This is a genomic window from Deinococcus rubellus (assembly GCF_025244745.1).
In the GTDB taxonomy this organism is placed as follows: domain Bacteria; phylum Deinococcota; class Deinococci; order Deinococcales; family Deinococcaceae; genus Deinococcus; species Deinococcus rubellus.
Genome location: NZ_CP104213.1, coordinates 2,515,605 through 2,528,538, shown reverse-complemented (window position 1 = coordinate 2,528,538; position 12,934 = coordinate 2,515,605). Strand labels below are relative to the sequence as shown.

The 12,934-nt window shown below is 66.3% G+C and carries 12 protein-coding genes; 3 read left to right on the top strand and 9 right to left on the bottom strand.

Translation table 11 applies throughout. From position 1 onward, the window contains the following. Nucleotides 1-185 precede the first annotated feature (185 nt). The 6 genes from N0D28_RS12980 to N0D28_RS12955 form a co-directional block, all read right to left on the bottom strand. Nucleotides 186-701 carry a thrombospondin type 3 repeat-containing protein gene (locus tag N0D28_RS12980; RefSeq protein WP_260559916.1) on the bottom strand — a complete coding sequence of 172 codons (516 nt, stop codon included), beginning with the start codon at nucleotides 699-701 and terminating at the stop codon, nucleotides 186-188. Continuing rightward, a complete protein-coding gene (locus N0D28_RS12975; protein WP_260559915.1) occupies nucleotides 689-1,867 on the bottom strand; it encodes a DUF1501 domain-containing protein in 1,179 nt (392 codons plus the stop codon). The genes N0D28_RS12980 and N0D28_RS12975 overlap by 13 nt, the downstream gene beginning before the upstream one ends. 60 nt (nucleotides 1,868-1,927) lie before the next feature. Further along, on the bottom strand, nucleotides 1,928-3,193 hold the full coding sequence (locus tag N0D28_RS12970) for a DUF1800 domain-containing protein (RefSeq protein ID WP_260559914.1): 1,266 nt from the start codon (nucleotides 3,191-3,193) through the stop codon (nucleotides 1,928-1,930). Between the two features lie 81 nt (nucleotides 3,194-3,274). Beyond that, nucleotides 3,275-4,153 carry a transcriptional regulator gene (locus N0D28_RS12965; RefSeq protein ID WP_260559913.1) on the bottom strand — a complete coding sequence of 293 codons (879 nt, stop codon included), beginning with the start codon at nucleotides 4,151-4,153 and terminating at the stop codon, nucleotides 3,275-3,277. Beyond that, nucleotides 4,150-4,494 (bottom strand): hypothetical protein, encoded by a 345-nt coding sequence (locus N0D28_RS12960; protein WP_260559912.1) that lies wholly within the window; start codon nucleotides 4,492-4,494, stop codon nucleotides 4,150-4,152. The genes N0D28_RS12965 and N0D28_RS12960 overlap by 4 nt, the downstream gene beginning before the upstream one ends. Continuing rightward, entirely contained in the window at nucleotides 4,491-5,072 is a 582-nt protein-coding gene (locus N0D28_RS12955; protein ID WP_260559911.1) for an RNA polymerase sigma factor, read from the bottom strand. Before N0D28_RS12955 ends, N0D28_RS12960 begins: the two co-directional genes overlap by 4 nt. Nucleotides 5,073-5,162: 90 nt before the next feature. Between N0D28_RS12955 and N0D28_RS12950 the strand changes: the two genes are divergently transcribed. From N0D28_RS12950 to N0D28_RS12940, 3 genes are all read left to right on the top strand, one after another. Beyond that, a complete protein-coding gene (locus N0D28_RS12950; protein ID WP_260559910.1) occupies nucleotides 5,163-5,924 on the top strand; it encodes an APH(3') family aminoglycoside O-phosphotransferase in 762 nt (253 codons plus the stop codon). A 199-nt stretch (nucleotides 5,925-6,123) separates the two neighbouring features. Beyond that, the gene (locus N0D28_RS12945; RefSeq protein ID WP_260559909.1) at nucleotides 6,124-6,378 is read left to right on the top strand and encodes a hypothetical protein; all 255 of its coding nucleotides are present in this window, start codon (nucleotides 6,124-6,126) and stop codon (nucleotides 6,376-6,378) included. A gap of 190 nt (nucleotides 6,379-6,568) precedes the next feature. Further along, nucleotides 6,569-9,142, top strand: coding sequence for a S8 family serine peptidase (locus N0D28_RS12940; RefSeq protein ID WP_260559908.1), 2,574 nt, complete (start codon nucleotides 6,569-6,571; stop codon nucleotides 9,140-9,142). A 73-nt stretch (nucleotides 9,143-9,215) separates the two neighbouring features. Here the strand turns inward: N0D28_RS12940 and N0D28_RS12935 are convergent, their stop codons facing one another. From N0D28_RS12935 to N0D28_RS12925, 3 genes are all read right to left on the bottom strand, one after another. After that, nucleotides 9,216-10,820 (bottom strand): sensor histidine kinase, encoded by a 1,605-nt coding sequence (locus tag N0D28_RS12935; protein ID WP_260559907.1) that lies wholly within the window; start codon nucleotides 10,818-10,820, stop codon nucleotides 9,216-9,218. Nucleotides 10,821-10,921: 101 nt separating this feature from the next. Continuing rightward, nucleotides 10,922-11,599 (bottom strand): response regulator transcription factor, encoded by a 678-nt coding sequence (locus N0D28_RS12930; RefSeq protein ID WP_109827840.1) that lies wholly within the window; start codon nucleotides 11,597-11,599, stop codon nucleotides 10,922-10,924. 56 nt (nucleotides 11,600-11,655) lie between these two features. After that, entirely contained in the window at nucleotides 11,656-12,912 is a 1,257-nt protein-coding gene (locus N0D28_RS12925) for a glutamate ligase domain-containing protein (RefSeq protein ID WP_260559906.1), read from the bottom strand. Nucleotides 12,913-12,934 lie beyond the last annotated feature (22 nt).

The window sequence follows — 12,934 nt, the reverse complement described above, 5'->3', positions numbered from 1 at the left end:
TGGACGTACTCAATGAATGTAATTCAAGTTTGAATAGCTGCATACTGCCTCGCGGTGTTGGCTGGGCGGGTGTGGAGGGCAGGTCTAAAGTTTTAGACTTGCCGGGCAGCCATCTGACCTGCCACCGGTATCTGCCGTCTGGTCGGTTGCCAGTGCTGAAGATGACCCGGACACCCTCAAGGACGTCACTCCTTACCACTTAAGCTACCTGCTGGAGCGCTGAGCGCCTTTTTGCCTTTCTTGCCGGGTCCTTCGCTCCCTTTTGGGGCGTACTGCTCCACCCCGCCCGCCGCTGCGAACTCGGCCTCCAGTTCAGCCAGTGGCTTGTCAGGCTTGCTGCTGGCGTCGCCCGGCAGGGTGTGGGCAAACACCTCGATGGCGTCGGGGTAGCCGTCACCGTCGCTGTCACCATTGGCAGCCAGCACGCTGTACAGCACGTCCCCGAAGTTCGCCCTGGGATTGGTCTGGAAGCCCTTTTGGAGCGCCTGCCCGAACGGATTCCAGGGTGCGCCGCCGTCCTTGTTGACGTGGCAGAAGGTGCAGGCCATGACCCTGCCGCTGTACTGCCACAGCGGCTCGCCCACGTCGTAGTGCAGCTGCTGGATGGCGGTGAGGCGGAAGGCAGGCATCGAGAGGGCCGGCGTCAGGATGAGGAGGGCCAGCGCCCCCCAGCGTCCGAACGTCCTCCTCAACTGAGCCATTTCGGGCCGTCGAATTTGCCGCCCAGGATGTCCTTCGAATCGAGTTTCAGCCAGGTGTCGAGTGCCTGGGCATAGACGCCCCGGAAGTCCTGCTTGTAGCGGATGTCGCCGTCGGCCAGGTTTTCCAGGTCGGGGCTGTCACCGTGAACGCCTCCCTTGACCGATTTGCCCAGCACGAACATCACGCTGCCCTGGCCGTGATCGGTCCCGGCGCTGTCGTTCTCGGCCACCCGCCGCCCGAACTCGGAAAATCCCATCACGACCACCTTGTCCGCAAGTCCCTGCACGTCCAGATCGGCCTGGAAGGCGGCCAGCCCTTCGGCGAGCTGGGTCAGCAGATCGTCTTGCTCAGCGCGTTGCCCGGCGTGGGTATCGAAGCTGCCCAAGCTCGTATACAGCACCCGCTGGCCGTTGCCGCCCGCGATCAGCCGGGCGATGTCCTGCAAGCTGGCAGCGAACTTGCTGTCCGGATACGCCGCGCCGGGGCGGTACTTGCTGAGGTTTTTCTGCACCCGGGCAGTGTTGAGCAGCATCTGCTTGGTGGCTTTCTGGAGGTACTCGGCCTCGCCCTGTCTCGGCGCGTTCAGCATGGTCGTGAAGGGGTCTTTCAGCCCGGCGGGCAACTTGACCTGAAAACTGTCCACGCTGCTGATGCTGGGCAGCGAGAAGTCCTTAGCCTGGAGCGCCAGCGGCGTGGCGTTGCCGATGTTGCTGGCACAAAACGGATCGCCGATGGTCTCGGCAATGCGCCCGATCCAGCCGTCCGAGGCGGCCTGGGTGGGATCGGCGGTGTGCCAGATGGCCATGCTGGCAAAGTGGCTGCGGTTGGGGTTGGGGTAGCCGATATTTTCCAGCCAGCCGAGTTGCCCGGCGTCCCAGAACTTGCCCAGCGCCCGCAGGCTGGGGTGCATTCCCAGATCGGCACTCAAAGTCAGCACGTCTTTTTTGGCAATGGCGATGTTGGGCCGGGCCGCGTAGTACGCGCCGTTGGAATAGGGAATCAGGGTGTTGAGGCCGTCGTTGCCGCCGGTGAGCTGAATGACCACCAGGGTCTGGTCGCCGCCCGAGGCGCTGGCCTGGGCCGCTGCCCGCGCCAGAAAGCCGGGCATCCCGCTGGTGACGCTGACCGCCAGCGCCGAGACTTTGAGAAAATCGCGTCTGTTCATGGAGGACTCCTTTTTCGGATTGTGGGGTGGTGAGCAAAGCAAATATTCCAGCCCATACCCTCAGATCAACTGGTACTCGGGGCTGACCAGCATCAGGTAGGTACGCTGTGCGGGTGGCAGCTTCGCCAGGGCAGGCGGCAGGTGTTCGCTGCCGGTCAGGGCCAGCGGGCTGAACCCGGGCGCGGGTTTGGTACCCTGGCCCAGCGCCTGCTTGCCCAGGGTCAGCCCGGCGGCCACCTGCATTCGCAGGAGCAGCGTGCCGTCGTTGATCCACTCACGGCCCCCGTCCCACCCCTTGACGGTGGGCGGGTGCAGCAGTTGCTGGCCCAGCCGCGCCAGGGTGCCGCTCAGGTTGAGGTAGGTCTTCTCGTCGATGTCGCCACGGTTAGAAGAGCGCAGCGCCCCCACCACGAACTCGGCAGGGCTGCGGATGATGCTGCTTCTGGCCGCGTAGAACTCCTGGCTGCTCAGTAGGTCCTGCATCACCGCCCTGAGGTCGCCGCCGTGCTGGCGGTAGGTCTCGGTCAGCCTGGCCTGCCCCGCTGCGTCGGGCGTGTCACTGACGAACGACCGCCACAGCTTCATGGCGACCCGCCCGGCGGTGGAAGGATGGCCCGCCGCCAGCCGCACGATGTCGTCGCCGCCGAAGTTGCCTGACTGGCCCAGGTAGGTTTTGGAGCCGCTGTCGTGCTGCTTGGGGTTGAAGGCGAAGACTTGCGGGTCGGCAAACTGCTTGTTGCCCCGGCCCCCCTGATAGGTCCAGCCGGTCAGCGCCCTGGCTCCCTCTTTCACGTCGGCTTCCGAGTAGTTGCCGATGCCCGCCGTGTAGAGTTCCAGCAGTTCGCGCCCCAGGTTCTCGTTGGGCTTGCCCTTGCGGTTCTGGTCGTTGTCGAGGTAGTTCATCACGGCAGGTGTCTTGACGGCGGCCAGCGCCAGGTCGGTGAAGTTGCTCAGGGATTGGGTCCTCAGCACCGTCAGGTAGCCTTCCAGCGCGCTGACGTTCTTCACCTTGTCGGTGCCGATGACGAAGTGGTTACTCCACATCAGGGCCAGACGCTCGCGCAGCGGGTAGGGGGTGAGCACCATCTCGCGCAGCCAGCCCGCTTCCATCAGCTTGATGGCGGCGTAGGGGGCCACCGCTTCCAGGGGCTTGAACGGTGTGTCGAGGGTGGTTGCCGGGAAGCTCAGCAACCCGGTGGCGGCGGCCTGCGGTGTCTGCCCGATCAGGGCGCGGATCTGCGCTTCGGTGGCTCCGAAACTGGTGCGGCGCAGCAGATGGGCGGCGTCGGTCAGCGTCAGGGGCCGGGTGTTGGGGGTGAGTGGCACAAAGTCTCCTGGGGGCTTCGAGGATTGCGGGAGGTTCAGGGTTGGCGGGATTCGGGGACAGGAAGAGTCAACTCTGCGGCTCTACGGATTGGAGTCGTCCGGCGGCATGAAAGTTCCCAGCGCGCTGAGGTCGCCGGGCCGGATTCCCTTGAGTGCGGTCTGAAGGTCCTGGGCTGTGAGGTTGCCGACCAGCCAGACGAAGCCGTCGCCGACTTTGCGCGAGACCACACCCTGCGCCGCCTTGACACCTTTTTGCGCGGTGACCAGCGCCAGCACGTTGAGGCCGTCGCTGAACACGACCTGCGCGCCCGCCGGACGCCGCCCCACGCCCACCGCCCGGAAGCCGGGTGGCAGCGCCAGCCCCGGTAGGGCCTGACGTAGCGCCTGCGCCAGCCCTGGCAAAGCTGCGGCCTGCACGGGCTTGCCACGCTTTTGCAGCTTGTCGGCCCGCAGCAGTTCGGCGCGGCGGGCCAGGCTGCCGTCGGCGCTGCGCTCCTCGTAGGCCAGCGGCACATTCCACCTGGCGTCCACCCAGACGCGCCAGCTCGCCGCCGCGCCGACTTTGGGGGTCAGCGTGAAGACCTGGCTGGGCCGCTGCGCCACCACCTCGTCGGGCTGGCGTTTGATGTCGAAGTTCTGCTTGAGCATCGCGGGAAAGACCTCGATCAGCGGCAGGCTCTGGGCCGTGCGGATGGGCGTGGGGCGCGGCGGAAACAGTACCGTGACGCTGGCCTCGCCGCGCACGACGAATCTGGTGTTCTTGATCAGGGCGCTCAGGAGCCGGGCGGCGTCGGTGGGGGTTGTGATGCTGGCCACAACGGTGCTGGGCACGGTATTCTTCAGCGCAGCGGGGGGCAGGGTCGTGACGGATGGGGTGGCCACTTGAGCTGCCAGCACCGGACCACTCAGCGGCCCCAGCAGCAGCAAGGTCAGGACCGCGCGGGCCGCGCCGCGCCTCACCACTCACCGCCCAGCGCCGAGGTATAGGCGTCGTAGGCGGCGCTGCTGGCGAGCAGCGGCTGGGGCGGGGTGGTCGGCGCGGGCCTCAGCACCAGTATCCCGCCGCAGAGGGCGGCGGCCGCCAGCAGTGTGGTCAGTACGGACGGCCACCGGTGCAGAGGGGGGCCCAGACGGCGTGCGGGCAGTGTGGGCAGGGGAGTGGCAGACACCATCGACACCTGGCGGCTCAGAAAGCGCTCCGCTGCGCCAAGGTCGTCCGGGGTCGGCTGCCGCACTCGGACGAACAGGTCGTCCAGATCTGCATCGTCGAACGTTTCGGGGTGGGCGGATGGCGGCTTCATGGCTTGACTCCTTGTTTCGGGGCAGGCACGTCCCAGTGGTCGCTGAGCAGGTCGCGGAGTTGGGCGCGGCCCCGGCTGATTCTCGATTTGACGGTGCCGAGTTCGACATTCAGTACCTCGGCGATCTCTGCGTAGTCCAGTTCGGCCAGTTCGCGCAACGTCACGGCCTCGCGCACGCCCTCGGGAAGCTGCTGCATGGCCCAGGCCAGCCGTTCGCGCAACTGGGCCTGCTCACCGGCCTGCGCCGGGTCGCTGCGGGCTACCATTTCCGGCCAGTCATCCAGCGAATCGGGTTGCTTTTTTCTCAGCGCCGCCGAGCAGGCGTTGATCGTGATGCGGTGCAGCCAGGTGCTGAACTTGGCGTCGCCCCGGAAAGATTTCAGATGTCTGTGCACGCTCACGAACACCTCCTGCACCACGTCGTCGGCAGCGCCGGGGCCCACCACGCTGGCGGCCAGCCGGTGAACCTGGGGCGCGTGGCGGCGCAGCAGTACCTCGAAGGCCCCGGCGCTTTCCGAGTGAGCGCCGCTTCCTGGGTGGGCCAGGCGAATGAGTTGTTCGTCGGTGTAGTCATCCATGGGTGGGGCCGCCCTGAGCAAAGCGCCTTACTTCTTGGAGTCGGGCCAGGCCCTGAAAGTTCCCTGCCCCTCCCTGCTACTCTAGGCCGCGTGAGCCTGAGCCTGCCGCCCGAACTCAGAAGAGTGCTGCCTGCCGCCCGCTGGGAGGACGTATCGGGCGATTCCGGCGCGCGGGTGTGGCGCTCGCAGAAGTTCGTCGTCAAGGTGCAGGAGCTGGGCCGACTGGAAAGCCTGAGAACCGAGCAGGCCAAATTGCGCTGGCTGGCCGGGCGCGTGCCGGTGCCGCGCGTGGTCGGTTACGCCACCGACGAAGTGAGCGAGTACCTGGCCACCACCCGCTTGCCGGGGCTGCCGATGCACCACCCTGACGCCCTGCTGCACGCCCGGCGCAATGCCGGGTTACTGGCCCGCGCCCTGCGTCAGCTTCACGCCCTGCCGGTCCGCGAGTGTCCCTTCAACGAGAGTCTGGCCGTCAAGCTGAGACAGGCACGTGAACGGGTAGAGCGCGGGCTGGTGGACGAGGCCGACTTCGACGCCGAGCGCCGTGGCCAGTCGGCGGCGCAGGTGCTGGCGTACCTCGTTCGCGCCCGACCTGTTGCCGAGGACCTGGTGGTGGCGCACGGCGACGCCTGCCTGCCCAATTTCCTGGTGTCGGGCGACTACGTGGAAGCTGTACTGGACGTGGGCCGTCTCGGTATCGCGGACCGTCATCAGGATCTGGCGCTGGCCCGCCGCAGCCTGCGCCGCAACGCGGACGACGAAATGGCTGATCACTTTCTGGACACCTACGGGCGCAGCCTGATTGATCTGGCGAAGCTGGAGTATTACCAGGGCCTCGACGAACTGTTCTGAGTGATGATTACTCTGGAGTCAGTAGCGGTTAAATGCCGTCTCAGCGGCATTTAACCGACCTTTAGGTCTTCCTTAAGGTGTCAAATGTCCTTTTGGAGCTGTCTGCAAACGAGTAAAGTGAAGTCACCAACAAATCCGTCCTCTGGACTGCATGTGTTCGCGGGTTCTGCGCTTTTAAATGGGCCACTCGGCTTCCAGTTTGCTGACGGGCGTTGCCAAACCGTTCATTCTCAAAGCTTCAAAGGGGGAAAGTGAAGTGTCGAGCATCGTCTGCACTTGGGTTCCGGGCACCACCGATACCATCCGTCTGATGACCCGTCAAAAGACCCTCAAGATCAAACTTCGGCAGGTTGTTTCCTTACTTGGCCCGCAGGCTGTTAACGATCTCTATCTGCGGGGCCGTTTTTCCAAAACAGTGACTCCGGAAGAATTGGAGCAATTGCTGAAAGCCTGAACTGTTGTTAGAACCTCAGTCAGTGTTTGAGAGATCGCCACATGTCAGAGAGCTGGAGGCAAAGTCCATGACTGCCCCCGGCTCTTTTCGATTTCGTTCCGGATCGGCGCTGACCCGACTCTGACGCCTTCTTAAGTGTTCCTCATCTTCGGCTTAGGGCAGATCATCTGCGGCGGGGCATACTGCCTGCATGATCAAACGCTCAATGCTCCTACTCGGCGCGGCCCTCACCGTGGCCAGCGCCACTCAGGCCTCGGCAGGTCGGCTCTCGCCGGATCTGCTGACCAAAGTCCGGTCCAACAGCACCGCGCCGATTGGCGTCATCGTGCGCTTCAGCGTCTCCAATTCGGCCCAGGGCCGCGACGTGTTCAAGAACCTGCGGGTGCAGTTGCAAAACAGCCTCTCCAAGCTCGGCCCGGCGGCGGGTTTCGTCAATGATTCCCTCAAGAAAAACGGCGCGGAGCTGTGGCTCGATCAGTCCATCTTCCTCAAGCTGACGCCCGCCCAGATTCGCGCCCTGGTGACGTTGCCCATCGTGGACGAGATCTTCGAGAACTTCAAGGTGCAGATTCCCAAGGCCCAGGCGCTCAGCGCGGCCAGCGCGCCCACCGGGGTGCCGTACCATCTCCAGGCCATCGGGGCCAAGCAGGCCCAGGCGGCGGGCTTCAAGGGGCAGGGCGTCCGCATCGGGCACCTCGACACCGGTATCGATCCCAACTCGCCGGAATACAAGGGCAAGATTCTCAACTACGCCGAGTTCAACGGCGACGGCGACAAGGTGCAGGGCAGTCAGCCGCACGACACCGCCGAGCACGGCACCCACACGGCGGGTCTGCTGGTCGGCAACACGGTGGGCGTGGCTCCCGATGCCAGGCTGATCAGCGCCCTGGTCCTGCCCGACGGCTCCGGTACGTTTGCCCAGGTCATCGCGGGCATGCAGTGGGTGCTCGACCCCGACAACAATGCCGACACCAACGACGGCGCGAACGTGGTCAGCATGAGCCTGGGACTGCCCGGCACCTACCAGGAGTTCGTGGTGCCGGTCCAGAACATGCTCAAGGCGGGCGTGGTGCCGGTCTTCGCCATCGGTAACTTCGGCCCCACGGCGGGCAGCACCGGCAGCCCCGGCAACATCCCCGACGTGATCGGCGTCGGCGCAGTCGATCAGAACGGCCAGGTGGCCTCGTTCAGCAGCCGGGGTCCGGTGGCCTGGACCGGGGCCTACAGCGGCACCTTCATCAAGCCTGATGTGGCGGCCCCCGGCGTGGCGATCACCAGCAGCTTCCCCGGCGGCGGCTACGGTTCGCTGTCCGGCTCCTCACAGGCGGCCCCCATCACGGCGGGTGCGGTGGCGGTGATGTTGGGAGCCAAGCCCGGTACCAGCGTGGACGCCATCAAGCAGGCGCTCTACTCCAGCGCCTCCAACAACGGCCAGAAGAACAACAACACCGGCTACGGCGAGATCAATCTGCCCGGCGCACTCGCCAAGCTGGGCGTGAATATCTCTGCTCCCGCTCCTACCCCCGCTCCGGCACCGACGCCCGCCCCGACGCCGACCCCTGCGCCCACTCCGGCACCGACGCCAACCCCAACGCCGACGCCGACCCCCGCGCCCACCCCAACCCCAACGCCAACTCCGACCCCCACGCCGCCCCCGGCCAACAATAATGTGGTGCCGCCTGTCGGCTACACCTTCTGCGCGCCGGAAGGCGGAGCCTGCAACTTCAGCGGCGAGCGTCAGGCCGCGTTCGGCGCGAATGGCCGCTACATCTCCGGCACCGCCACCGACGGCTTCAAATGCACCGTGGCGGAATGGGGATCGGACCCGGTGCCCGGCGCGACCAAGGCCTGCTTTCTGAAACCCGGTGCGGCTCCCGCGCCCAAGCCCACTCCGGCCCCGGCCCCCGCGCCGACTCCGGCTCCCAAGCCGCCGACCTCCGGTAAGCTGCCCACCGTGCTGCTGGTGGACGACGACATGGGCCAAGGACCGGACGTGACCACCTACCTGCGTGACGCGGTCAAGGCCAATGCCGCGCCGGGCGGGGCCTTCCGCTGGGACGTGCAGACCCAGGGCGCGGTGCCGCTTGAGGAGATGAAGAAGTACGACATTCTGCTGTGGCTCAGCGGTGAGCAGTACAGCAACACCATCACGGCGGCCGACCAGCAGAATTTGCAGCAGTACCTGGCGGGCGGCGGCAAACTGATCGTCAGCGGTCAGGACATCGGCTACGACATCGGCGAGAGCAACTTCTACCGCAGCATCCTCAAGGCCCAGTTCGTGGCCGATTCGTCCGGCACGACCAAGTTCGTGACCAGCGGCGTCCTGGGCAACGTGGGCTACACCCTCAACGCCGACGGCAGCGCCAAGGATCAGGTGTACCCCGACGTGATCGCCAACATCGGCGGCAGCGTGGTGGCCGGATCGTGGGGCAGTGCGGGTGCGACGGCGGGCACCATTCAGGCCCAGAGCATCGGCGCGGACAACAACAAGGCCCGTGCCCAGTCCAAGAGCGGCAAACCGCGCGGCCTGATCGAGCAGGTGACGACCAGTGTGCTGCGCCAGCTCATCGGGCAGGCGGGCAACGGCAAGCCGGTCAAGCAGCCCTCGGTGCGTGCCCAGTCGGCGGGCCAGGATGCCGGGGCCATCGTGCTCAACGACGGAGGCCGCTACCGCACTGCCACGATGGGCTTCGGCCTCGAAGGGCTGTCGCCCAGCGCCCGTTCGTCGCTGCTCAAGGCCACCTTCAACTGGCTGATGCGCTGAGTTAATCTCAAGCTCTTTTCCACTCAAAGCCCGCCTTCCAACTGGGAAGGCGGGCTTGTTCAGCGTGGGATATTTACGCCACGTCGTCGTTCGCCAGTTCCAGGCGGCCCTTGGGCAACCAGACGTTGACGGTGGTGCCGCTGCCCACCTGGCTCTTGAACCAGATGCGCCCGCCGTGGGCGTCTACGATGCTGCGGGCAATCGCCAGGCCCAGTCCTGCGCCGCCCTGGTCGCGGCTGCGCGATTCCTCCACCCGGTAAAAGCGGTCAAACAGTTTCTCCAGATGCTCCGGGGCGATGCCGGGGCCGTCGTCACTGACGCTCAGACGCACGCCGCTCTCACCGGTTTCGTTCGTGTCGGCGCGGCTGCTCAGCTCGACCTGACTGGCCCCGGCCTTGAGGGCGTTGCTGACCAGATTGATGACGACCTGCTTGAGCCGGTCCGGGTCGCCCTCCAGCGCCTCGTCGCTGCCGGTAACATTCAAAGTCGCCTGCTGGGCCTGGGCCAGCGGCTGCAACTCGCGGGCGATCTCGCCCAGCAGCATCCTGGGCAGCACCGGCTGGCGGCGCAGTTGCATCACCCCGCCGTCTGAGCGGGCCAGTTCCAGCAGGCTGCTGATCAGATTGGTGAGGCGCTCGGCCTCGCTGCGGATGATGGTCAGGCTCTCGCGCTGGCCCTCGCTGGGGCTGGTGCGTCTCAGCAGGTAGCTGGCGTGGCCGCTGATGGCCGTCACCGGGGTTCTGAGTTCGTGGCTGGCATCGGACGTGAAACGCCGCTGCGCCTCGAACGAGCCTTCCAGACGGCCCAGCATCCGGTTGAGCGCCTGGGCCAGCGACTGCACTTCGTCACGGGTGCTCGGCTCCGGTACGCGGGCGCTCAGCGTCTTCCCCCCGATCTGTTCGGCGGCTTTCTGCACCTGTCGCAGCGGCCTGAGTGCCTGGCCCGAGAGCAGGTAGGCCCCCACGCTGCTGATGACCAGCCCACCCAGAAACAGCACCCACATCAGCGATCTCAGACGGTCCAGCGTGTCGTAGGTCGGTTGCAGGCTGCGCCCCACGTAGATCAGCGCCGCCTGGGTCAGCGGCTTGTTGTCGATGGCGACGCCGGTTTGAATCTCGGAGAGCTGCACATACACCTGGGTCGGCACCGGATCGTCGAAGGCCGCCTGGGTCGGCACGGTCAGCTCCAGCCCGCGTGAGGGGTCGCTCAGGAGCTGGGTCAGTTGGGCGTCGCTCAGCTCAATCGGCGCGTTCGGGTCGATGCCCACCGGCAGGCGCTTTTTCGAGGCGATCAGCCGCATGAAATTCAGCTCGGCCACGCGGTCCTGGGGACTGCTCTCCATCATCGCCTGCAAATTGTCGATGCTGGTCACCAGCGGGTCAATCTGAATGCGGTAATTGGGAAAGCTCTGGCGCAGGGTCGATAAGGTGGGACCGCTGGGGTCGCTGGGATCGCTCAGCAAACCGCCCCCCAGCCGGTCCAGTGGGCTGGCCGGGTCGAGTGGGGCGTTGGGCAGTACCAGACGGCTGATCTGCCCGAAGGTGTTGGTTTTGAGATCGTCCTTGATGCTGCCGATCAAGCGGTTTTGCATGATGCCCAGCACCAGCACTGCCAGCAGGGCCAGTAGCGCGGCCAGCAGCACTGTGTAAAACAGGGTCAGCCGCCCGCGCAGGGTCATGCGGGCGGCCTGATATGACTGAAGATGGAGGAGAGGAGGGCAGACATGGCCGCCAGTCTACAGGCAAGCGGTGAGCTGCGGGTTCCCGGCCTGGGGGCGGGTTATTCCTCGCGCAGCACGTAGCCCACGCCGCGCACGGTGTGGATCAGGCGGCGCTCGCTGCCCTCTTCGAGCTTGCGGCGCAGGTAGCCGATATACACGTCTACGACGTTGCTGCCGCCGGTGTATTCGGGCCAGACCTTCTCCTCGATCTCGAAGCGCGAGAAGACCTTGCCGGGGTTGCGGGCCAGCAGTTCGAGCAGCTCGAATTCCTTGGCGGAGAGCTCGACCCGCCGTCCACCCCGGAAGATCTCGCGCCCGTCGAGGTTCATGACCAGATCGGCCACCCGCACTTCCCCAGTCACGGCAGGGTTGACCCGGCGCAGGTGGGCGCGCACACGGGCCAGCAGTTCCTCGATCGAGAACGGTTTGATCAGGTAGTCGTCGGCCCCCGAGTCCAGGCCCTCCACCTTGTCCTGAATGCCGTCCTTGGCGGTCAGGATGATGATGGGGGTGTTGGAGGTCTTGCGGACCCGGCGGGCCACTTCCAGGCCGTCGAGCACCGGCAGCATCAGATCGAGAATCACCAGATCGGGGTTGACTTCGCGGAATTTGGACAGGCCGGTCACGCCGTCGAAGGCCACCTCGGTGGCGTAACCTTCGGCGGCCAGCTCCAGCTCAATAAAGCGGGCAATGTCTTTTTCGTCTTCGATGACGAGCACCAGGGGCTTGCGTTCCATACCTCCACCCTACGTTCCATTCTCATGAGAAGAGGGGTGGGGGGCTTAACCACTTTTCATCTGGCCGCTTCGAGCAGCAGGCCGCGCACGGTTCCGGCCAGATACAGGCTGCCGGTGACCAGCAGCGTGCCGCCCGGCGGGGTCAGCGCCCGCGCCCGCGCGAAGGCCGCAGGTACGCCCTCCACTGCCTCGCCGCCGAAGCGCCTGGCCAGCTCGCGGGGGTCACTCGCCAGATCGCCGGGAGAGGTGAACACCCGCCGGGGGGCCAGGGCCAGCAGCGGCGCGAGGGTCGCCCCGGTATCCTTGCGGGCCAGGTTGCCGAACAGCAGCACGTCGGCGTGCGGCACGGCAGCGGCCAGCGCCCGGGCGGCGTGCGGGTTGTGCGCGCCGTCAAGCAGCACAGTAATGTCGGCCACCCCGTTTCCAGGCAGCCCGAAGCGCTCCAGCCGGGCCGGGTGGCCCGCGTCCAGGGCAGCCTCGATCCCGCTGCCAGAGCCCAGCAGCCGCAGGGTGGCGGCGGCCAGCTGGGCATTCTCGATCTGGTGCGGCCCGGCCAGGCGTGGCGGGTGCGGCAACTCGAAGAGGGCCGGGTGCGTCTGCGGCGTGTAGAGGGGTGTGCCCCGCTCTCCGGCCACCTGCCGGATCACGTCCAGACCCTCGCCAATGGCGGTTGTCAGCAGCGGCACGCCCGCCAGTGCGGCCCCGGCCTTGTCACGGGCGATGTCGCTGAGGCCTGGCCCCAGGACCGCCGTGTGGTCGAGCGCGACATTGGTGAGGGACACCGCCGCGACGCGGTGAAGCGCCTGGGTGCCGTCCGAGCGGCCCCCCACGCCCGCCTCCATCACGGCCCAGCTCACGCCTGCGCGGGCAAATTCCGAGCAGGCCAGCCCCAGTGTCAGGTCGAAAAAGGCTGCGTCCGGAGCGTGCTGACGCGCCCAGGCGATGAAGACGGCGCTGCGGCGTGGGTCCAGCTCCTGCCCGCTGGTCCGAATGCGTTCCTCGAAGCGCTCCAGATGCGGGCTGGTAAAGCGCCCGGTGGGAAGTCCGGCGGCGATCAGTCCGGCTTCCAGCATGGTGCAGGTGCTGCCCTTGCCGTTGGTGCCGATGACCCGAATGCTCTGAAACGTCTGGTCCGGCGAGCCGAGCTGGTCGAGCAGTGCCCGCGCCCGCTGCGGCCCCCGCGCCTGGCCCTGACGGGTGCGCGAGTAGAGCCAGTCGTAATCGGGCCGCTCCTGCTTGGGCCAGTTCTGCTCAGGTTGTGCTGGTTCAACAAGGTCACCGGGCCGCGTCATCTCCGGCGCAAGATACGCCATCTGTCAGGCTTGGAGAGCAGGG